General features: G+C 69.6%; 18 protein-coding genes. 5 read left to right on the top strand and 13 right to left on the bottom strand.

The window, feature by feature from the left end; translation table 11 throughout:
* Nucleotides 1-140: 140 nt before the first annotated feature.
* Complete coding sequence (locus A3CU_RS0111170; protein ID WP_027942356.1) at nucleotides 141-1,322, bottom strand: amino acid deaminase/aldolase; 1,182 nt, start codon at nucleotides 1,320-1,322, stop codon at nucleotides 141-143.
* 106 nt (nucleotides 1,323-1,428) lie between these two features.
* Between A3CU_RS0111170 and A3CU_RS0111165 the strand changes: the two genes are divergently transcribed.
* The gene (locus A3CU_RS0111165) at nucleotides 1,429-2,742 is read left to right on the top strand and encodes a D-arabinono-1,4-lactone oxidase (RefSeq protein ID WP_027942355.1); all 1,314 of its coding nucleotides are present in this window, start codon (nucleotides 1,429-1,431) and stop codon (nucleotides 2,740-2,742) included.
* 97 nt (nucleotides 2,743-2,839) lie between these two features.
* Here A3CU_RS0111165 and A3CU_RS0111160 read toward each other — a convergent pair whose 3' ends face one another.
* Nucleotides 2,840-3,472, bottom strand: a complete 633-nt coding sequence (locus A3CU_RS0111160; RefSeq protein WP_027942354.1) for a hypothetical protein — start codon at nucleotides 3,470-3,472, stop codon at nucleotides 2,840-2,842.
* Between the two features lie 279 nt (nucleotides 3,473-3,751).
* Nucleotides 3,752-5,719, bottom strand: a complete 1,968-nt coding sequence (locus A3CU_RS55105; protein ID WP_052371642.1) for a serine/threonine-protein kinase — start codon at nucleotides 5,717-5,719, stop codon at nucleotides 3,752-3,754.
* 250 nt (nucleotides 5,720-5,969) lie between these two features.
* Between A3CU_RS55105 and A3CU_RS0111150 the strand changes: the two genes are divergently transcribed.
* Nucleotides 5,970-7,034: an HpcH/HpaI aldolase/citrate lyase family protein gene (locus tag A3CU_RS0111150; RefSeq protein WP_027942353.1), complete on the top strand. Its 1,065-nt coding sequence runs from the start codon at nucleotides 5,970-5,972 to the stop codon at nucleotides 7,032-7,034.
* The gene (locus tag A3CU_RS0111145) at nucleotides 7,031-7,876 is read left to right on the top strand and encodes an HpcH/HpaI aldolase/citrate lyase family protein (protein ID WP_027942352.1); all 846 of its coding nucleotides are present in this window, start codon (nucleotides 7,031-7,033) and stop codon (nucleotides 7,874-7,876) included. Before A3CU_RS0111150 ends, A3CU_RS0111145 begins: the two co-directional genes overlap by 4 nt.
* A gap of 24 nt (nucleotides 7,877-7,900) precedes the next feature.
* Here the strand turns inward: A3CU_RS0111145 and A3CU_RS0111140 are convergent, their stop codons facing one another.
* The 10 genes from A3CU_RS0111140 to A3CU_RS0111095 all read right to left on the bottom strand — a co-directional run bounded on the left by A3CU_RS0111140 (nucleotide 7,901) and on the right by A3CU_RS0111095 (nucleotide 18,512).
* The gene (locus tag A3CU_RS0111140; protein WP_027942351.1) at nucleotides 7,901-8,317 is read right to left on the bottom strand and encodes a permease-like cell division protein FtsX; all 417 of its coding nucleotides are present in this window, start codon (nucleotides 8,315-8,317) and stop codon (nucleotides 7,901-7,903) included.
* Between the two features lie 171 nt (nucleotides 8,318-8,488).
* A complete protein-coding gene (locus A3CU_RS0111135; RefSeq protein WP_027942350.1) occupies nucleotides 8,489-10,204 on the bottom strand; it encodes a hypothetical protein in 1,716 nt (571 codons plus the stop codon).
* 30 nt (nucleotides 10,205-10,234) lie between these two features.
* Nucleotides 10,235-11,596 carry an amidase gene (locus tag A3CU_RS0111130; RefSeq protein WP_425388233.1) on the bottom strand — a complete coding sequence of 454 codons (1,362 nt, stop codon included), beginning with the start codon at nucleotides 11,594-11,596 and terminating at the stop codon, nucleotides 10,235-10,237.
* Nucleotides 11,597-11,647: 51 nt separating this feature from the next.
* Nucleotides 11,648-12,403, bottom strand: a complete 756-nt coding sequence (locus A3CU_RS0111125; protein ID WP_027942348.1) for an SDR family NAD(P)-dependent oxidoreductase — start codon at nucleotides 12,401-12,403, stop codon at nucleotides 11,648-11,650.
* A 98-nt stretch (nucleotides 12,404-12,501) separates the two neighbouring features.
* Nucleotides 12,502-13,275: an ABC transporter ATP-binding protein gene (locus tag A3CU_RS0111120; protein WP_425388232.1), complete on the bottom strand. Its 774-nt coding sequence runs from the start codon at nucleotides 13,273-13,275 to the stop codon at nucleotides 12,502-12,504.
* A gap of 109 nt (nucleotides 13,276-13,384) precedes the next feature.
* Nucleotides 13,385-14,146: an ATP-binding cassette domain-containing protein gene (locus tag A3CU_RS0111115; RefSeq protein ID WP_027942346.1), complete on the bottom strand. Its 762-nt coding sequence runs from the start codon at nucleotides 14,144-14,146 to the stop codon at nucleotides 13,385-13,387.
* Nucleotides 14,147-14,240: 94 nt separating this feature from the next.
* A complete protein-coding gene (locus A3CU_RS0111110) occupies nucleotides 14,241-15,044 on the bottom strand; it encodes an ABC transporter permease (RefSeq protein WP_027942345.1) in 804 nt (267 codons plus the stop codon).
* The gene (locus tag A3CU_RS0111105; RefSeq protein ID WP_169739616.1) at nucleotides 15,041-16,000 is read right to left on the bottom strand and encodes an ABC transporter permease; all 960 of its coding nucleotides are present in this window, start codon (nucleotides 15,998-16,000) and stop codon (nucleotides 15,041-15,043) included. The genes A3CU_RS0111110 and A3CU_RS0111105 overlap by 4 nt, the downstream gene beginning before the upstream one ends.
* A gap of 8 nt (nucleotides 16,001-16,008) precedes the next feature.
* Nucleotides 16,009-17,514 (bottom strand): ABC transporter substrate-binding protein, encoded by a 1,506-nt coding sequence (locus A3CU_RS0111100; protein ID WP_156960315.1) that lies wholly within the window; start codon nucleotides 17,512-17,514, stop codon nucleotides 16,009-16,011.
* A gap of 95 nt (nucleotides 17,515-17,609) precedes the next feature.
* Nucleotides 17,610-18,512 carry a MerR family transcriptional regulator gene (locus A3CU_RS0111095; RefSeq protein WP_027942342.1) on the bottom strand — a complete coding sequence of 301 codons (903 nt, stop codon included), beginning with the start codon at nucleotides 18,510-18,512 and terminating at the stop codon, nucleotides 17,610-17,612.
* A 92-nt stretch (nucleotides 18,513-18,604) separates the two neighbouring features.
* Between A3CU_RS0111095 and A3CU_RS0111090 the strand changes: the two genes are divergently transcribed.
* Together A3CU_RS0111090 and A3CU_RS0111085 are read left to right on the top strand one after the other, a co-directional pair.
* Complete coding sequence (locus A3CU_RS0111090; RefSeq protein ID WP_027942341.1) at nucleotides 18,605-19,210, top strand: TetR/AcrR family transcriptional regulator; 606 nt, start codon at nucleotides 18,605-18,607, stop codon at nucleotides 19,208-19,210.
* On the top strand, nucleotides 19,210-20,136 hold the full coding sequence (locus tag A3CU_RS0111085; protein ID WP_043840926.1) for an SDR family oxidoreductase: 927 nt from the start codon (nucleotides 19,210-19,212) through the stop codon (nucleotides 20,134-20,136). Before A3CU_RS0111090 ends, A3CU_RS0111085 begins: the two co-directional genes overlap by 1 nt.
* Nucleotides 20,137-20,144: the final 8 nt, after the last annotated feature.

Genomic DNA, 20,144 nt, shown 5'->3' with positions numbered 1-20,144 from the left:
GAGCGACCATGCGCGCGCTATGAGCAGGACGCGGCCATTCCCGCGCGATGCCGGCGGGTGATGGAGAGTCGGTCTGGCTCACGCGCCGATAGTTCGCGCGCCGCGCAGCGTCAGGTGCGCGGCGTGCGAATACCGCGCGGTCAGCCGAAGTTGCGTGCCTCGCCGCGGTAGGTCGGGACCGTCCGTTCGACCCGGTTGTCGACCACGATGTGGTAGTCGTCGAACCGCTCGGCCAGTTCCCCCGCCTTCGCGTGACGGAACCACACCCGATCGCCGATCCGCAGGTCACGGGCTGGTTTTCCGGTGACCGGGGTTTGTACCTCACCGGCTCCCTCGAGGTTGACCAGCCGCAGTCCCGCCGGCAGGCAGGGGGACGGCAGCCGGGACGCCGACGGCGGCCCAGAGGCGAGGTAGCCGCCGGCGAACAGGGTGGCGATGTCGCGGGTGGGCTTGTGGACAACCGGCAGCGCGAAGAACGCGGCGGGCTGCGGCCGGAACCGCGTGTAGCCGTCGAAGAGCGTGGATCCGATCAACGCGGAACCGGCGGCGATCTCGGTCACCGCGGACTCGGCCCGGGTGATCTCGACGCTGCCCGAGCCTCCGCCGTTGACGAACTCCAGGTCGGCGATCGCCCGCACCCGGCGCACCGCCTCGGCCCGGCGCTGCGCCAGTTCGGCGGCCGAACGTTGCTGCATCCAGCGCACGGCGCGATCGGTGAACCGGCCGGTGCGGTCCGGAACCCCGGCGATCTGCCCCTCGTAGGCCATCAGGCCGACCAGCCGGAAACCCTTGCGCGCCATGACTTTCCGGGTCAGGTCGGCGGCCTGTCGCGCGGTGAACACCGGAGACCGCCGGGTGCCGACGTGCAGCGCCCGCATCGGCCGCCAGGAGGCGTCGACTTCCAGGCAGACGCGGATCTCGGGGTGGTCGTGGCCGGCCGCGGCGTCCACGGCGTCCAGATGATCGGTCGAATCGATCATGATGGTGATCGACTCGCGAGCCCGCTCGTCGGCCGCCAGAGCGCGCAGCGCGCCGTAGTCCACGCTCGGATAGGCCACCAGGATGTCGTCGCTGGTGCCGAGTTCGGCGTGCCACAGCGCCTCGGGCAGCGAATAGCACATCAACCCACGGAAACCGGGTAGGGCGAGCACCCGTTCCAGCAGGTGACGGCACCGCACGGACTTGCTGGCCACGCGGATCGGCCGGCCTGCCGCCCGCCGCAGGAGGTCCTCGGCGTTGGCGTCAAACGCCGCCAGGTCGATCACGGCGAGCGGCGGATCAAGATCCTTCGTCGCCAGATCGTAGGCGTTTGACGTGGTCATACGGGGTACGGTACGGCAAGGCCCGAGCAAACGCGAATATCATTCACTTACTGTGCTGGTCGCGTTTTGAAACAGCCCTCCTACGTCGACGGGGTGCGAACGAACCATGAGCGGATGGACCAACTGGGCGGGCACGGCGAGCGCCGACCCGCGGCGGGTGCACACGCCCCGCAGCGTCGCCGAACTGGCCGAAGTGGTGGCCGGCGCGGCCAAGGCGGGCCGCCGGGTGCGGGCCCGGGGCAGCGGCCACTCGTTCACGCCGATCGCGGTCGCCGACTCGGACGCGCTCGACCTCACCCACTGGACCGGCATCGAATCGGTGGACATCGACGCCAACCTGGTCACGGTGCGCTCGGGCACCCCCCTCCACCGGCTCAACGCCGAACTCGACGCGCTCGGCCTGGCCATGACCAACCTCGGCGACATCGACGCGCAAACGATTGCGGGCGCGGTCTCGACCGGCACACACGGCACCGGGGCCCGCTTCGGCGGCCTCTCGACGCAGATCGAACGGCTCGAACTCGTGCTCGCCGACGGCTCCACGGTCACCTGCTCGGCGGAGGTCCGGCCCGACCTGTTCCAGGCGGCCCGCGTCGGCCTCGGCGCACTCGGCGTCATCTCACACGTGACGCTGCGGTGTGAACCGTCGTTCGTGGTGTCGGCCCAGGAACGGCCGGAGCCGCTGGAACAGGTGCTGGAAGGGTTCGACGAGTCCGCCGCACAGAACGATCATTTCGAGTTCTACTGGTTCCCGTACGGCAAAAACGCGCTGGTCAAACGAAACAACCGGGAACCGGCCGGAACCACGCGCCGGCCGTTGAGCCGGGCCAAGCAGTTCTTCGAATACGAGATCATGGAGAACGTCGCGTTCGGCGCCCTGTGCCGGCTGGGTCGCGCCGTGCCGCGTTTGGTCCAGCCGCTCGGCCGGTTCGCCTCGGCCGTGCTTTCGGCCCGGGAGTACAGCGACCTGTCCCACCGGGTTTTCGTGACGCATCGCGGAGTCCGCTTCGTCGAATCCGAGTACGCGATCCCGCGCGAGACGCTGCCCCATGTGTTCCGCGAACTGCGCGCGTTGGTGCCGCGGCTGGAGAACCCGGTGGCCTTCCCGGTGGAGGTGCGGGTCGCCGCGGCCGACGACATCTGGCTGTCCACCGCGCACGGCCGGGACTCGGCGTACCTGGCCATCCACCAGTTCGTCGGAATGCCCTACCGCGAGTACTTCGCCTCCTTCGCCGCGATCGTCGCCGAGGTGGGCGGCCGGCCGCACTGGGGCAAGATGCACGACCTGGACGCCGCCGCACTGGCCAAGCTCTACCCGCGCTTCGACGACTTCCGGCGGGTGCGCGCCGAGGTCGATCCGGCGGGCGTTTTCACAAACCCCTATGTGGACCGGGTTCTCGGCCCGGTCACCACGGGTTAGAGCGTGCCTGGTAAGTCCCTGTTTCCGCCCGGGGTGACCACGGGCACGCGCGCCGGAGGCCTCGCGTGCGCTTTGAAACACCGCCTGATCGGCGTGATCAGGCCACCGGCAGGTCGTAGGACGCGAGCAGTTGCTCGTACACCATCTCGTTCATCCACCGGGACACCGCGTCCTCCGGCAGCGTGAGCCGCTCGGACTCGCCTTCGAGATCCCGCGTGACCACCGCGTCCTCGTCGGCCGAGACGATGGCGATCCCGCAGTCGCGCGCGCGGGGCAGGCAGTTGTCCACGTAGTCACGGCTCATCACGGCCGAGGCGGGCAACACCAGCGCGGCATCGCCATAACGGGCGAAGGGCACGGCGGAAGCCATCGCGGTGCGCCAGTGTCGCGCGACCGCGAGCACACCGACGATCTCCGCGGCCGGCTCCGGAGCCAGCACCGCGAACTCGGGCCAGGTCCAGGTCGCGACGGTGGCGCGGTCGGTCACCGGGCCGAAGCCCACCGCGATCCGCTCGGCGTGCACGTCGGTACGGAGCTTCGCGACCACGCACACCTTCCGGCCCAGCATGGTCACCTCGGGCAGCACCACGCCGTTCCAGCCGAGTCGCGTGGCCGCCTCGCCGGCCAGGAACGAGGTGCTCGCCGGGAGTTCGACGGGCGGCACCACACGAGTCGGGAAGGAACGACGCGTCACCACCGCGTCGCCGGTTTGCCCTGGGGTTGCCGCCACGAGTCCGCCTCCTTGTTCGCGCCCTACCTACCCCTGCGTCGCACCTCGTGAAAAGAGGCACATGAACTGATTACCAGGGGCGGCCAGCCAGGTCGCCGGGTATGCCGCGGGCCTGCGATCGGCGGCGCCCAACGGTCGGTGACCGGTCGATAAGCGGTCACCGGACTTCAGCCCGACCCCGCCGCCGAACGGGTGAGGGCAAGCTGAGCGGCTCTGCACACAGGGTTTCCCAACCACCGAACGGAGTAGTCATCCCTCCGGTGTCCACAATGGACAGACTTACCCCGGCAGCAGCTCCCGGCCCTCGGGTGTCATCAGGTCGGACACTTCCCGGTAAGGGACGGTGAACTCCCGGTAATCGCAGGCCATCGGATACCCCAGGGCGGACGCGACGATACCGAATTCCACGCCGTCTGCGGTGAATTCGATCTGCAGCACCGGCGAACCACCGGGCGTATACGGCTGGAGGTCGTCCGGTTCGAGGGAGCGCTGGGCGTCGATCGGCGGGCTCCCGTCACAGTATCCGTCCGGCGCGTGCGCCAGGATCCGCTGTTCCAGCCTGGTCATGGCCGACTGGTCGCGCAGGGCGAACACGTCGCCGGCGGTCGCCTCGATGCCCTTCGCGAGGTCGACATTGACCGTCTTGATCGTGGCAGCGCCATGGTTGCCGAACTGGACGGAATCGACGGTGAGCAAGTAACGCACGGACAGCACCTTCGCGTCCTGGCGGTCGATCCGGACTTCGTTGTGCACAACCGGAATTCCGCCGCCAGGCTCGGGGCCGGTCACGCCGTCGCGCACGTATGAGATCCAGTCGTCGAGCGGCGCCATCAACGCGGCGTTCACCCGTTGCTGTACTGCGGGGTCGCTGAGGCCGGACACGTAGGCGTACTGGGCGTTGACGTCGAAGCCGGGGCTCGCGGAACTCTGGGTCCGGGTCCCGATGTTCACGGCCATTGGACTCGCCGGTGCGTTGGTCCGCGGCGTGGTGGTCGGCGCGGCGAACGGCGGCGGGTCGTCCGGGCCGCTGTTGGTCACCACCACGGCGATCACGCCTGCGGCGACGATGGCCGCCACGATGATCGTCGCGACCTTGGCACCGAGCGTCGCGCCGACGGTGGCGCCCGTTGCGACCGAAGCACCCGCGCCGACGGTGCCGGTACCGACGGCGACGCCGGTGCCGACCGACGCACCAACCGACGCCCCAGTGCTGACCGACGCACCAACCGAAGCACCCGTCCCGACTGACGCGCCCACTGATGCCCCCGTACCAACGGACGCACCCGCCGACGCCCCCGTGCCAACGGACGCACCCACCGAAGCACCGGTGCCGACCGACGCGCCCAGCCCGGCCGAGATGCCGGGCGCGAGGGCGGTTCCCGCGCCCAGCAAGGCGAGCGGGGTGAGGGCGAGCAGCACGCTGGCGCGCTGGGCCAGCGTCCGTAGCCCGCGGTCCTCCCAGTCGTCGCCGTAAGCATGGACCGCCGCGGCCTCCAGTTCATCGACGAACTCCGCCGCGCCCGGCGGCCGTCCGGCCGGGTTCTTCGCCATCCCGCGCGCCACGAGGGCCCGTACCGGCTCGGGTACCTGCTCGACGGGGACCGGAGCGTGTTCGTGGCACTCGCGCAGCGTTGGGACGTCACCGCCATACGGCCGGGCGCCGGTGACGCTGAGGAAGAACACGCAGGTGGCCGCATAGACGTCCGTCGCGGCGGTGGCGGGGCCGCCCTGCCACTGTTCCGGCGCCATGAAGGCGGGCGTGCCGACCGGCGTGCCGGCCTCCCCGGCCAGCACGGCGATGCCGAAGTCCACCAGCTTGCTCTCCCGGTCCGGACCGACGAGCACGTTGTCCGGCTTGTAGTCGCGGTGGACGATGCCGACCCGGTGCGCATCGGCGAGCCCGAGCAGAGAACCCTTCAGCACGGCCAACGCTGACTCCGGGGCGAGCCTGCCGTCGACCCGGAGCACCTCGCGGAGCGAGATGCCGCGTACGGCCTCCATCACGATCGCCGCGCCCTCCGGAGTTTCCACGAACTCGTACAGACGGCTGATGTGCGCGCTCGCGACCCGTTGCAGCACCTGTGCTTCCCGGCGGAACTCGGCCAGCCGCGCCGGGTCCGCCAGGTGCTGCTGAAACAGGTATTTGATCGCGACCGGGGTGCCCGACGCGTCATGCCGCGCCAGCACCACCCGGCCGAAGCCGCCCTCACCCAGAGGCTTGATTTCGGTAAAACCCGCCAACTCCACGCTTTTGGGAGGTGAGCTTCACCGCAGCGGTTCCCGTAGGTTGCGAGTTAGGGTTCACGGCCCGGGCCCGGGACCTGCCACACGGATAGTGAGAAGAGCTATTCGAAACGCGAGATGAGCACGCTTGGTGACACAGCACAACGCTGCACGTGGGCGGGGAGGCAGGTCGCCATCGTGGTAAACCGGCAGCCGACGACCAAAGTCACGGCCTGGCTGCCCGAACACGTTCTGGATGAGAGAGGAGGTATCCATGCGCTCGCCGAAGGACTTCTTCGCGCCACTCGCGGTCGGCGCACCGGATCCGGTGCGGGAGATTCCGGTGCGGCCCTCCCGGATGATCCACTTCTTTGATCCCGGCAACGAGAAGATGACCGCCAAGCTGCCCGACCTGGCGTCCAAGGCCGACGTGCTGCTCGGCAACCTCGAAGACGCGGTGCGTGCCGACCGCAAGGTCGCCGCCCGGCAGGGGCTGGTGGCGCTGGCCAAGAACACCGACTTCGGCGCCGCCCAGCTGTGGACGCGGATCAACAGCCTCGACTCGCCGTGGGCGCTCGACGACCTGATCACCCTGGTCACCGAGGTCGGCGACCGGCTCGACGTGATCATGGTGCCCAAGGTGGACGGCGCGCAGGACATCCATTACGTCGACCGGCTGCTCGCACAACTGGAGGCGCGTGCCGGACTGCGGCGCCCCCTGCTCGTGCACGCGATCCTGGAGACCGCGAGCGGGGTGGCGAACGTCGAGGAGATCGCCGGGGCGAGCCCGCGGATGCAGGGGATCTCGCTCGGCCCGGCCGACCTGGCGGCGAGCCGCCGGATGAAGACCACGCGGGTCGGCGGCGGGCACCCCGGTTACCTGGTGCGAAGCGACCCGGCCGGCGACGATCTGCATGCCGGCCGCACCACCTATCAGCAGGACCTGTGGCACTACACGGTCGCGCGCATGGTCGACGCCTGCGCAGCGAACGGCATCCTGCCCTACTACGGCCCGTTCGGCGATATCCGCGACGTGGTGGCCTGCGAGGACCAGTTCCGCAACGCGTTCCTGCTCGGCTGTGTGGGGGCGTGGACCCTCCACCCGGTGCAGATCGAGATCGCCAGGAAGGTCTTCTCCCCCTCGCCCGAGGACGTCGCGTGGGCGCGGCGCGTGATCCGCGAAATGGGCGACGGCACCGGCGCCGTGATGATCGACGGGAAGATGCAGGACGACGCTTCCGTGAAGCAGTGCAAGGTGGTCGCCGAACTCGCCGACGCGCTGGCCGCCCGTGACCCTGAACTGGCCAAGGCTTATGACGCGGTTAAGGAGACGTCTTGATTCCTCGACGCTCGGTCCTGTACATGCCCGGCGCGAACGAACGCGCGCTGGAGAAGGCCAAGACCCTGCCGGCCGACGCGCTGATCCTCGATCTGGAGGACGCCGTCGCCCCCGACGCGAAGGTGGCGGCACGGGACCGCGTGTGCGCCGCGGCCGGGACCTACGGCTCGCGCGAGGTCGCCATCCGCGTCAACGGTCTCGACACCGAATGGCACGACGCCGACCTTCGCGCCGCCGCGCAGGCCGGGCCCGACGCGGTTCTGGTGCCGAAGGTGAACTCGGCGGCCGAGGTGCGCAGCATCGAGCGCGCGCTGGAACTGGGCGGCGCACCCGGGAAAACCAAGATCTGGGCGATGGTCGAGACCCCGATCGCGATGTTGCATGCCGAAGAGATCGCGGACGCGAGCGAACGGCTGACCGTGCTCGTCATGGGAACCAATGACCTGGCCAAGGAATTGCACGCGGAGTTCGTGCCCGGCCGCGCTCCGCTGCTCGGTGGGCTGTCCTTGTGCCTGCTCGCCGCTCGCGCGACCGGCAAGGCGATCCTGGACGGCGTCTACAACGACGTGCAGGACCTCGCCGGATTCGAGGCGGAATGCCGGCAGGGCCGCGAATTCGGGTTCGACGGCAAGACCCTCATCCACCCCGCGCAGATCGAGCCGTGCAACCGGCTGTTCTCGCCGTCGCCGGAGGAGATCGAGCAGGCACGCCGGATCATCGCCGCGTTCGACGAGGCCAAGGCCGCCGGGAAGGGCGTGGCCACCGTCGACGGCCGGATGATCGAAAACCTGCACGTCGAGGGTGCCCGGCGAATCCTGTCCCTGGCCGAGACGCTCGGCTAGCGGCTGGCCGCGTCGCCGGCGGCCTCAGCGCGTGGGGGACGGTGATGGCCGTGCGGTCACCGAGTCGACACCCGGCATCCCCACCACCTCGCCGCGGACGCTGTCGGCGGCCCGCCCGTCGGTAAGGGCGACCTGGTACGAGGCGTGCACGTCGGCCGGGCGACCATCCCAGTCCGGGAGTTCCTTCCGTAACCTCTCATAGGCCGCATCACGCGATTCAAAGGCGATGGCGCGGACTCCTGGCAGCGTCCGCAGCTTGGCCTCGACTGACTGCCGCTGCGCCGCCGTGACGTCGTCTCGAAGAGAAACCACCAGCATTCCGGGAGCCGCCTCCGAGGCCGGTGCGGACCCGGGCCAGGCCGGGGTCGGGCCCGACGAGCAGCCGGACAGCGCGGCCACCAGTAACATCGAGACCATTGCGATCAGCGTCCGCGGGCTCATGCCCGACAGGGTAAGGCAGAATGATCGTTTCCCGGCGAAGAATGGCAAAGTGCGGCCAACGCCGAGTTCGCGGGCTCTCCGGTGAGCAGGTAACCCGTTCCAGGACCAGAAATTCCCGACCGTCTCAGATCCCCGCTTCGCTGCTGCCCAACCCGCACCGCCACGCAGTCTCTACCGGTCTGGACCCTGGAGCCAGTCGAGCGCCTTGCGGGCCGCGTTCGACACCATGCGATCCGGGTGGGCGACGACCATGCACTCCAGTACCTCGCGCGTGCGCGGGTTACCGCAGATGGTCGCGTCCGCGAGGAAGAGCAGCTGCGCCGGGCGCGGCTGCGCGGCGAACTCCTCAAGTGCCCTTTTCCGGCCCGCCGACCGGATGCCCGCCGCCAGCACGTCGACCATGCTGTAGGTCCGCTCGCGGCCGGTGACCTCGCTCGGCTCGATCAGGCCCGCGTCCAGCAGCCAGGCCAGCGCCGCGGGACCCGCGGCCGAGTGGTCGCGCAGGTCCCTGATGGCCGCGATACCCGTGTCGCCGCCTTCGGCGAGCAGCTCGAAGGCCAGCATGCGGTGCTCGAAGTCGTCGGTGCGCCGCGCGAGTTCGGACAGTTCGGCAATCGCCTGCCCGGGTTCGCGCTCCCGCAGCCAAAGCCGTGCGCCCTCGTCGAAGACCTCGCTCGGCAGCGGCGCGAGCCGGCACAACAGCACCTCGGCGGTCTCGACCGCGAGATCATCCAGGGTCAGCGCCTCGCCGCCGTTGAAGACCCGCGCGTCGTACATGGCACGGACGCCCAGCGGACGCAGCCGCACCACCTGCCGCTCCTCCTCCGGCACCTCTTCCACCGAGTCGACCCCGGCGAAGTCGAGCAGGTCCTGGTAGTGCTCCTCGCGGGCGGGGAACATCTCGACGAGCCCGAAATCGATCAACCGCCGCACGGTCCGCAGGATGGCCTCGCTGCCCCCGCCCAGCAACTCGACCAGCATCGGGATGCTCCCCGGCTCGGTCACCAGCTCGTCGGCCACCTCGAACGCCCACGGGTCGTCCAGCAGGTACGACAGGGCGGCCCGCCACAAGGCCAACGGGTCCGCGAGCAGCGGTGCGCCCCGTTTGACCGGCACCAGCATTCCCCGGAAGACGCGCACCACGCCCGCCTTCTTCGCGGCCCCCACCAGATCGGGCAGGTTCCGCACCTCGGCCAGCGTCCGTCCCTGGCCGAGCCAGTCGACGAACCGCCGCAACCGCCGGACCACCAGGGTGCTCTCCGCGTCGGCCGCGAGCCGGTCGTCGGGGGCCAGCACGAAGACCGGCGTGGTCTCGACCGGCTCGGCGCCGGGGTCGCCCTCGTAGTGGCGGTAGGCGATCTCGTGGAGCAGGGTCTTGTCGACCGCCAGTTCACCGCGCTGCACCCGCTCGACGAACCGCTGGGCGGCCAGTTCGTCAAGCGGGTCGACGCCGTGCTCGGCCATCGCGACCGCCCAGAACTTGGCCAGGCCGAAGTTGGCCGGCTCGCGCATCGCCGCGTCGAACTCGCCCGCGATCTCCGCCAGGTAGGACCGCAGCAGCGGCAGTGGCTCGGTGCGGTCGTCCAGAAGGTCGGCGTCCTCGAAGAAGTCCAGCAGCGCCTCGACGGCGTCGACCACCGACTTGGTGTCCGGATGCAGCAGCACGACCTTTCGCGGGAACCAGGTCAGCAGCGCGCCCCGCAGCACCTCGCGGGTCCACCGCCCGAGTAGGCCGTCACGCTCGAACCGGTAGTCGAGCATGGCTCCGACGACCACCGGATCGACCAGGCGCTGACGCATCTGCGACCACGCGTCCAGTTCGATGAGCAGTCGTCCTCGAGCGTCGAGGAAGTCCTCTTCATCCGCTCCGGTGTAGACCATGCGCATGCCCCGATGGTCTCACCAACGGGGAGATGATCACAGTCGAAGAGCGCGTTGCGCCGGGCGAATTTCTTCGAAAGCCGCAGCAAGACGCAGCACTTGCAGATCCTCGAAACGCCGCCCGGCGATCTGGAGGCCGATTGGCTGACCGTCGCGTGTGTAACCACAATTGACCGAAACGGCGGGTTGACCGGACATGTTGTAGGGCACGGTGAACCCGATGTGCTCGAACGGCCGCCGCGGGTCGTTGGTCGGCGACGCCCAGCCGGCCGGCGGCGCGGACACCGGGCAGACCGGGGAGATCACGAAGTCGAAGGGGCTACCGGCCCGCAGCGCGGCCGTGCTCATCGCATCCATCTGCGCGAAGCCGCGGTAGGTCTCGGCGCCGGTGGCGGTGGCGCCGCCTTCGGCCCATTCCGCGATGTAGGGCAGGATCTTCGCCCGCCGCTGGGCCGGCATGGCCGAGATCTCGGTCCAGAACCGCACGCGCCAGAAGGTGTCCAGCCCGTCCAGCATCTCGCGGGTCAGAAACGGTCGGACCTCCTCGACGCTCGCCCCGGCCGCCTCGAACAGTCCGGCCGCCTCGACGACGGCGGCCCGGATGTCCGGCTCGACGTCCAGGCCCACCCCGGACTCCAGGTGAAGGCCGATACGCAGGCCGCTTGGGTCGATATCCAGTTCCGACCACGGAATCCGGGCCGGCGGCAGGCTCAGGTGATCCCGCTCGTCGGGCGCGGACAGCACGGTCATCAGCAACGCCGCGTCCGCCACCGTCCTGGTCAAGGGACCGACCACGCGGCCGGGGTACGGCGGATCCACCGGCACGCGGCCGAAACTCGGTTTGAGCCCGACCAGGCCGCACCAGCCCGCGGGCAACCGGATCGAACCGCCGATGTCGGTACCGACGTGCAACGGCCCGTACCCGGCGGCGGCCGCCGCGGCGGCGCCCGCGCTCGACCCGCCCGGCGTGCGGGCGGTGTCCCAGGGATTGCGGGTCGCCGTGTGGAAACTGGACAGACCCGACGTGAGCATGCCGTAGTCGGGCATGGTCGTCTTGGCCAGCAGGACCGCACCCGCCTCACGTGCCCGCGCGGCGGCGGGCGCGTCCACCGGCGCCGGCTGGAGTTCGGTCGCGGCCGTGCCGAGCGGGACCGGAACACCCCGGGTCGCGATGTTCTCCTTCAGCGTCAGCGGGATTCCCTCCAGCGCGCCGGCCGTGCCGGACCGCCACCGCTGCTCCGACGCCTTCGCCGCCGAACGCGCCTGCTCCGGGTCAAAGGCGTAGAGCGCATGCAGGTCCGGCTCGAGCGCGTCGATACGGGCGAGCACCGCCTCGGTCACCTCCACCGGCGACAGCGTTGCCTTCCGGTACTCCGCCAGCAGGTCCTTGGCGCTCAAGCGGAACACCATCGACTCCCTTCCGTGTCCGCGTGCTCAACTCCCGAGCCGTCATTCGGGTGGCAGGTACCTGCCGTCCACGGCCGTCCACCCGCCGTCCACGGCGAGTACCGCGCCGGTCACGAAGCTCGCGGCGTCCGACGCGAGGTAGACCACGGCGCCGGCGAGCTCGTCGGCGCGGGCCCACCGCCCGAGCGCGCTTTTGGCCGCGTACGCCGCGTACCACTCCGGGACCTTCTTGATCTGCTCGGTGAGCGGGGTTTCCACCACACCGGGCGCGATCGCGTTCACCCGCACACCCGCCGGGCCGAACTCCGCGGCGGCCGTGCGCAGCAGCTGGATCAGCCCCGCCTTCGTCGCCGCGTACGGCCCCTGACCGGGTTCGGTCGTGCTCCCGCGAATCGACGAGAAGCCGATGATGCTGCCCCTGCCTCGTTCGACCATACCCGCGCCGAACGCCCGCACCACGTCGAACGCCGCACCGAGGTTCAGCGCGATCACCTGGTCGAACTCTTCCCGGCGGTAGTCGAGCAGCCGCTTGCGCACGTTCATGCCCGCGGTGAGCACCACGACGTCCACCTCGCCGAGTTCGCTCGCCGCGCGTTCGGCCGCGCCCGGTTCGAGCAGGTCGATCCGGTAGGCGGAGCCGGCCGCGGTCTCCTCGGCGGCGGCGAGGTCCCGATCCGCGCAGACGACCTCGGCGCCCTGCGCGGCAAGCGCCTTGGCCGCCACCCGGCCGATGCCGCTGCCCGCGCCGAGCACCACCGCGCGCCGGCCGTCCAGCCGGAACATCTTCTCGTAGTTCATGCTCGTTCCTCCGGCTTCCCGCTCATCGTGCTCCCTTTCTGCCGCGAGTTCGCGCGCGACCGCGATCGTGTCGACGGGGCGCTGCACCGGCGATCAAGTCAGGTCCGTCCCTTCAGGCGAGCGATTTCCGCACGCAGGTTCGGTGCCGCCGCGATCAACTCCCGGGTGTAGGGGTGCTCGGGTTCGCGATAGACCTTCTCCACCGGGCCCAGTTCCACCAGTTCCCCGCGGCGCATGACGGCGACCGTGTCACAGATCCTGCGCACCACGGCGAGATCGTGCGACACGAAAACGAGGGTCAGCTCGAACCGTTCGACCAGTTCGGCGAGCAGGTCCAAAATCTGCTTGCGCACCGAGACATCCAGCGCGCTGACCGGTTCGTCGGCCACCAGCACGCTGGGTCGCGGCGCGAGCGCCCGGGCGATCGAGATGCGCTGCCGTTGCCCGCCGGAGAACTGGTGCGGGTAGCGCTCGCCGGCCTCCGGCGGCAGGCCGACCGCCGCCAGCAACTCTTCGGCCCGAGCGAAATCCGTGCGCCCGAGCGGTTCACTGACGATGTCGCGCACCCGCATCCGCGGATCCAGCGAACCCATCGGATCCTGGAACACGACCTGGAGCTCGGCCCGCAGGAAGTCCAGCCGCCGCTCCGGCAGGTCGTCGATCCGCTTGCCCTGAAAGAAGATCTCGCCCGCGCTCGGGCGGTCCAGCGCCGCCAGCAATCTGACCATTGTGGACTTTCCGGAGCCGGACTCGCCGACGATGCCGAAGCGCTGCCCCGCGTGCACCTCGAACGAGATTCCACGCAGCGCATGAACCCGCGGGTAGCGCCGGTGCACTTCGTGCACCCCGATCACGCTGTTCACGCCTTTCACGCGGCCTCCAGTGTCTTGCGGGACACCCTTTCCTGTTGTGGCGGAAAAGCGTGCCACAGCGGGGGCCCAACCCGGTCGGCTCGCATGATCAGGGCTTCGCGATTATCGATCATGCAGCCTCCAGGTCCGAGGCGGCCAGTAGCCCACGGGTGTACTCGTGCCGCGGCTCGGTGAGCACCTCACGGGTCGTGCCCTGCTCGACGATCCGGCCGTCGTGCATCACCAGCAGGCGTTCGCAGACCCGGGCCACGACGGCGAGATCGTGCGTGATGAACAGCAACCCGGCCGAGCGGCGGGCGATGCCGGCCACGATGAGTTCCAGCACCTGTGCCTGCACGGTCACGTCGAGCGCCGTGGTCGGCTCGTCGCAGATCAGGAACCCCGGATCGTTGGCCAGCGCCATCGCGAGCAGTACCCGCTGGCGTTGCCCGCCGGAGAGCTGATGCGGGTAGGCGCGGGCAACGCCGGACAGCTGGACCGATTCGAGCAGCTCAACCGCCCTGTCCCGGGCCGCGCGCCAGGAAATGCGGGTATGCAGCTTTATCGATTCGGCGACTTGACGACCCACGCGCATCAACGGGTTCAGCGCGGTCATCGGCTCCTGGAACACCATCGACATCCGGTCACCACGCAATCCGGACAGCACGCGCTCGGACGCGCCGAGCAGCTCGTTGCCGTGCAGGCGCACCGAGCCGGTCGCCGTCAGCTCCTCCGGAAGCAGTCCCATGACCGCCAGCGCGGTCAGCGACTTGCCGGAACCGGACTCGCCGATCAGCCCGACCCGCTCCCCCTCGCCGACCTCGAAGGACACCTCCCGCACCAGCGGCCGATCACCCGCGAAAACGGAAAGCTCTTCCACCAGGACCGTCATCGCTGTTCCTTCGCGGCTTTGCGCGCGACCGCGATCGTGTCGACGGGGCGCGCGTGGTGATCACCTTGATTGCCGCGGGTTGACACAAGGGGTGTCATCGGCCCTCCAGTCGCGGATCGAAGACGTCGCGAAGCCCGTCGCCGAGCAGGTTGAAGCCCAGCACGGCGACGGCGATGGCCAGCCCCGGCACGAGGGCCAGCCGTGGCTGCACCGTCAGCAGTTCCTGCGATTCCTGCAACATCCGCCCCCACGACGGGGTCGGCGGGCGAGTGCCGAAACCGAGGAAGGACAGCGCGGCCTCGGCGAGCACGGCGATCGCGAAGGACACCGAACTCTGCACGATCACCAGCCCCGCGATGTTGGGCACCACGTGCCGGCGCGCGGTGTAGCGGCGCGACCGGCCGGCCGCGCGGGCGGCGAGCACGTACTCGGTGCTCATCACCTGCAGCGTGGCCGACCGGGCGATCCGGGCGAACGACGGAATGGTCGCGATGCCGATCGCGATCATCGCGGTCACCGTGCTCGCGCCGTACACCGCACCGAACATGATCGCCAGCAGCAGCGCGGGAAACGCCAGCGCCAGGTCGTTCACCCGCATGACGAGTTCGCCGACCCATTTCTTCGTCATGCCGGCCAGGATGCCCAGCGGCGTGCCGATCACCGCCGCGATGCCGACCGCGATCACGCCGACGTAGAGCGTGGTCCGCGCGCCGACCATGATCTGGCTCAACACATCCCGGCCGAACTTGTCGGTGCCCAGCCAGTACTCGCGCGTCGGCCCGAGCAGCCGCACCGCGGCGTTGACCTTCAGCGGGTCGTGCGGGGTCCACACGAACGAGACCAGTGCGACGAGCACGACGAGTCCGACCAGCACGGCGCCGATCCTGAGGTTTTTCATCCGCGCGCCCTCCGCTCCGCCCGCAACCGCGGGTCGATGACGACGTAGAGCACGTCCACCAGGAAGTTCACCAGCAGCACGGCGACCACCAGCACCAGCACGATGTCCTGCACGGTCGACAGGTCACGCGACGAGACGGCGTCCAGCAGCATGCTGCCCAGCCCCGGCAGTACGAACACCCGCTCCACCACTACGGCGCCGATCAGCAACGTGGTCAACTGCAGGCCGAGCACGGTGACCACGGGCACGGACGCGTTGCGCAGCCCGTGCCGCACCAGCGCCGGAAACGGACGCAGGCCCTTCGACCGGGCGGTGCGCAGGTAGTCCTGGCCGAGCGTGTCCAGCACGGCCGACCGGACGAACCGGGTGAGCACCGCCCCCTGCACCAGGCCCAGCGAAAGCGCCGGCAGAACCAGACCGCGCAGGAACTCGCCCGCATCCACATCGGGCGGTGTCCAGCCGCCGGAGGGCAACCAGCGCAACTGGACCGCGAACACCTGCACCAGCAGGACTCCGGCCAGAAACGCCGGCACCGCGATCCCCAGCTGGGACAGGCCGGAGATCACCGCGCCACCGGCACGGCGGTGCCACGCCGCGGCCAGCGTGCCGAACGGCACGGCGACCACGAGCGCCACCACCATGCCGGCGCCGACCAGCCACAGCGTCACGCCCAGCCGGTCGACCAACTGCGGGCCGATCGCCTGACCGGTCACGTAGGACTGGCCGAAGTCGCCGTGCAGGACGCCACCCAGCCAGCTCAGGTACTGGGTGGGCAGTGGCCGGTCGAGCCCGAAGGCGTGCCTGGTCTCGGCCAGCAGTTCGGGCGTGGCGTTGATACCGAGCGCTACCTGCGCCGGGTCGCCGGGCAGCACGGTCATGAACGCGAACACCACGATCGACGCGACGAACAGGCCGGCCACGAGAATCGCGGCCCGGCGCAGAATCGGGAAAACCACGCCGATCATCAGGACCCGCCCGCCCGGCCGAGACCGGTGAGGTCGAAGGACTCGCTGACCTGGTTGGGTGCCAGGCCGGTCACCTTCTTCTTCGCGATCACGATGTTGGGCGCCAGGAACAACCAGTCCGCCGCGGCCTCCGCGGTGATCGTCCGGGCCACCGCTTGCATGTCGGTGATCTGCTCCTGCGGCGTGCCCGAATCGGCGGCGGACAGCAGTTGCCGCACGCTCGGGTTGTCATAACCCCAGTAGTAGCGCGGATTTCCGAACGTCGTGATGTCCCGCGCCTCGACGTGCGCGACGATGGACAGATCGAAATCGTGTTCGGTGAACACCTGCTTGAGCCAGACCGCGGGGAAGTCCAGCGGCTCGATGGTCACCTGCACGCCGATGTCCGCCAGGTCCGATTGGACCACCTGCGCGGCGGAAACCGCGTACGACAGGTTCGGGATCCTCAGCCGGAGCGACAGGTTCCGTTGCCCCGTCTGGTCGAGTAAGGCCCTGGCCCGCGCCGGATCGTAGGGATAGAAGTTCGAAAGGTCCTCGTACCACGGGTCGGTTGGCGGGACCATGCTGCCGATCAGCGTGCCGCGGTTCGCCCACGCGGTGGCGAGCACGGCCCGCCGGTCGATCGCCAGCGTCAGCGCCTGGCGCACACGCACGTCGTCGAAGGGAGCCTTGGCGCCGTTGAACGACAACACGACTTCGCTGTTCGTGGTGCCCTCCAGGACGTTGAACCGGTTGTCGTTTTCGAACTGCGGCACCGAGTCGGGCGCGGCGATCTGCGAGATCACGTCGATCCCGTTGCTCAGCAAGGCGTTGTTGAGCGCGGTCGAGTCCTTGATGTACTTCAGCACCACGGTGGCGTAGGCGGGCGGGCTTCCCCAGTAGCCCGGATTCCGTCGCAGCACGAGGGAATCGCCGGGCCGCCGCTGCGCGACAAGGTACGGCCCGGTGCCGATGGCCGTGTTGGCGAGATCGGCAACGCCGGTCGGGCTGAACATCGCGCCAACGCGGGAAGTCATGTCGAACAGCCACCCGTTGCTGGGCCGCTTGAGCACTACCCGCACCCGCAGCGGGTCGACCACCTCGACGTGGTCCACGACGTCCATTTTGGACTTCAGCGAGATGGTCCAGTCCGTGGCGACCCGCTCGATGGAGAACTTGACGTCGGCGGAGGTGAACGGCGCGCCGTTGCTGAACTTCACGCCCGGCCGGAGCCGGAAGTCGTAGCTCACCCCGTCGGTGACGGTCCACGACTCGGCCAGCAACGGCACGATCCGACCGTTGGCGTCGAGCTTGACCAGGCCCTCGTAAACGTTGTACAGCAAGGCCTGCGGGATGGCCGCGCCGTCGGTGCGGGTGAAGTCGAGGTTCGCCGGCTCGGCGGAGAAACCCACGGCGAGCGTGTCCGGGCCCTGGCTCACGGAGGCGGTGGAACCCGCCGAACATGCCGGGACGAGCAGCGCCGCCAGCAGCGCTGCCAGCGCAGCGGCGTGACCTCGGATCTTCATGCCACTCCAACCCCAGAACGCCGGTCTGATCAGTAGAGCCCACCGTCAGGCGCAGGTCAAGATCTCCTACTGGCGCAAGGATCACTGTGTGATGATCAGGGCATGCAGCGCTGCTCCGAAGCCCGCAGGGCTTGGGCAAGCCAGTTCAGTGCCGGGGCCGAAGGTTCCGGGGCCGCCCAGCCGTTGATCACGGCGAGCAGCTCGAAGTACCGCTCCCGGCGGGCGTCGTCGACGATGTCCAGCCAGGTCAGCAGCTGCTCGGAGCCGTGCCGGGACGTGAGGGAAGCCACGAAGGGCGCGGCCTCCGGCGAGCTCGGGTCGATACCGGAGTTCAGGGCGGGCGCGACCGTGTCGCGGATGTCCGCGACCAGGTCGCGGTGCAGGCCAGTGTCGGCCCGCGCGGCGTCGTGTTCCTCGGCGATGCGCCGCATCACGGCGCGGAAATCCGGATCCTGAGCCAACTCGGCCAGCTCCACCCAGGCCTCGATCTGGCCGGCGGCGGGATTGTCGGGCAGTTCGGGCGTCATCGTGCGGGCGATCCCGGCGTATGCGGGGTGATCGAGCCCGTGGAAGGTGGCGGCGAGGAAGTCACCGATCAGGCGGTGGCGTTCGTCCCGGGTCAGGGTGGCCAACTGGTGCATGACAGTCATCTCCTCGGGAGTGGATCCGCGTCTGGCCACCGCCGTCAGCACCGCATGACGCAGCCGCAGCACGCGGATCTGCACCTCCAACGCCGCGGCGTGCGTCTCGGCGACGTCGGACAGCGCGGCTTCGCTGTCGACGACCCTCCGGATCGTGGCCAGGTCCAGTCCCAGCTCGCGCAGGGTACGGACGAGATCCAGGCGCGCGAGCGCGTCGATGCCGTAACGACGGTGACCGGACGAGGTGCGGCGAGACGGGGTCACGATGCCGCGGTCGGAGTAGAACCGGACGGCCTTGACCGTCAGCCCGGTCCGCCGGGCCAGCTCGCCGATCGAGAACCAGGGATCGCCATCCATGCCACCACCCTCACATCTCCCATCGGGGGAGATACAAGCCTGACTCGGCGGCGCCGTGTTCGTCATTATTGAATGATGGTTTAATAACCCGCGTGGCTCGACCGAGGAAGATCACTGACGAGCAGTTGCTGGCCGCAGCAGGGGCGGCCATCGCCCAGCTCGGCCCCCGGTTCACGCTGGCCGATGTGGCCGCGCGGGCCGGGGTAAGCGCCGGCTCGGTGGTCCATCGCTTCGGCTCGAAGCATGGGCTCCTGGTCGCGCTGTTCGATGCGGCCATCGAGGCGGCACGCTCGCCGGCCGCGGCCGGGGAGGCCGCTGACCCGGTGGCGGCGATCCGGAACGAGACGGTCAACCAGGCCGCGCCACTGGACGATCCGGAAGCAGCCGCCAACAACCTCGCCCAGCTCGGAGCCGACTTGGCCGACGAGACCCTGCGGGCCCGGCTGGCCGAGTTGCACGCAGCGGTCGAGGCACGCCTCGAATCGCTGCTGATTCGCGCCGTGGACACCGGCGAGTTGCCCGGTGCTCCGCCCGCTCCGGTCGCCGCCCGCGTCCTGGCCGCGCTGGTGAACGGAACCACCCTGCGGTGGTCGGCTGCCCCTGTCGGGGGCCTGCGTGCCCGACTGCTCGCCGACCTCGATGCCGTACTGGCGGGCTGGGCCCGCCCAGAACATCCGCTTGACCCCAAGGAGCACTAATGAGCACTGTGGACAACCAGCTAAGTGGCGCTGTGGCGCTGGTGACCGGCGCGACCCGCGGCGCGGGCCGTGGCATGGCCGTCGAACTCGGCGCCGCCGGGGCCACCGTCTACGTCACCGGGCGTACCACCCGGGACTCGCGCAGTCCCATCGGACGCGCCGAGACGATCGAGGACACCGCGGAACTGGTCACCAAGGCCGGCGGCCGGGGCATCGCGGTGCGCTGTGACCACACCGATCCCGGCGACGTGGCCAAGCTCGCCGCACGCATCACCGCGGAGCAGGATGGCCGGCTGGACGTCCTCGTCAACGACACCTGGGGCGCCGACCAGTGGATCGAGTGGGCCAAACCGCTCTGGGAACACGACCTCGACAACGGCCTCCGCGCGTTGCGCAACGGCCTGGAGACACACCTGATCACCCTGCACACCATCCTGCCGCTGCTCGTCCGCCGCGGCCGCGGCCTGGTCTGCGAGATCACCGACGGCGACGACATGTTCAACGCCCGCTACCGCGGCTCCATGTTCTTCGACATCGTCAAAGTCGCCATCACACGCCTGGGCAAAACGCTCGACGAAGAACTGTCACCGCACGGCGTCAGTTCGGTCTCGCTGACCCCCGGGTACCTGCGGTCCGAGGCGATGTTGGAGGGCCGCGGCGTCACCGAGGAGAACTGGCGCGACGCGGTCGCCGACGACCCGTGGTTCGCCATCTCCGAGACGCCCCGCTACATCGGCCGCGCCGTCGTCGCTCTGGCCGCCGATCCCGACGTACGCCGCTGGGCCGGGCAATCGCTGTCCTCCGGGCAACTGGCCAAACACTACGGATTCACCGATATCGACGGCAGCCGGCCACAATGCAGCGCCTTCTTCGCCGACGCCTACTTCGGCGACAAGAAAGACGCCAATCCAGACGACTACCGTTGACCGCATCA

This window comes from Amycolatopsis taiwanensis DSM 45107 (assembly GCF_000519205.1).
In the GTDB taxonomy this organism is placed as follows: Bacteria; Actinomycetota; Actinomycetes; order Mycobacteriales; family Pseudonocardiaceae; genus Amycolatopsis_E; species Amycolatopsis_E taiwanensis.
This window is presented reverse-complemented; position numbering and strand designations above follow the sequence as displayed.

Coding starts and splice junctions, on each gene's coding strand:
- A3CU_RS0111170 (WP_027942356.1), bottom strand. CDS start 1,322: ATGACCACGTCAAACGCCTACGATCTGGCGACGAAGGATCTTGATCCG.
- A3CU_RS0111165 (WP_027942355.1), top strand. CDS start 1,429: ATGAGCGGATGGACCAACTGGGCGGGCACGGCGAGCGCCGACCCGCGG.
- A3CU_RS0111150 (WP_027942353.1), top strand. CDS start 5,970: ATGCGCTCGCCGAAGGACTTCTTCGCGCCACTCGCGGTCGGCGCACCG.
- A3CU_RS0111140 (WP_027942351.1), bottom strand. CDS start 8,317: ATGAGCCCGCGGACGCTGATCGCAATGGTCTCGATGTTACTGGTGGCC.
- A3CU_RS0111135 (WP_027942350.1), bottom strand. CDS start 10,204: ATGCGCATGGTCTACACCGGAGCGGATGAAGAGGACTTCCTCGACGCT.
- A3CU_RS0111125 (WP_027942348.1), bottom strand. CDS start 12,403: ATGAACTACGAGAAGATGTTCCGGCTGGACGGCCGGCGCGCGGTGGTG.
- A3CU_RS0111115 (WP_027942346.1), bottom strand. CDS start 14,146: ATGACGGTCCTGGTGGAAGAGCTTTCCGTTTTCGCGGGTGATCGGCCG.
- A3CU_RS0111110 (WP_027942345.1), bottom strand. CDS start 15,044: ATGAAAAACCTCAGGATCGGCGCCGTGCTGGTCGGACTCGTCGTGCTC.
- A3CU_RS0111100 (WP_156960315.1), bottom strand. CDS start 17,514: ATGAAGATCCGAGGTCACGCCGCTGCGCTGGCAGCGCTGCTGGCGGCG.
- A3CU_RS0111095 (WP_027942342.1), bottom strand. CDS start 18,512: ATGGATGGCGATCCCTGGTTCTCGATCGGCGAGCTGGCCCGGCGGACC.
- A3CU_RS0111085 (WP_043840926.1), top strand. CDS start 19,210: ATGAGCACTGTGGACAACCAGCTAAGTGGCGCTGTGGCGCTGGTGACC.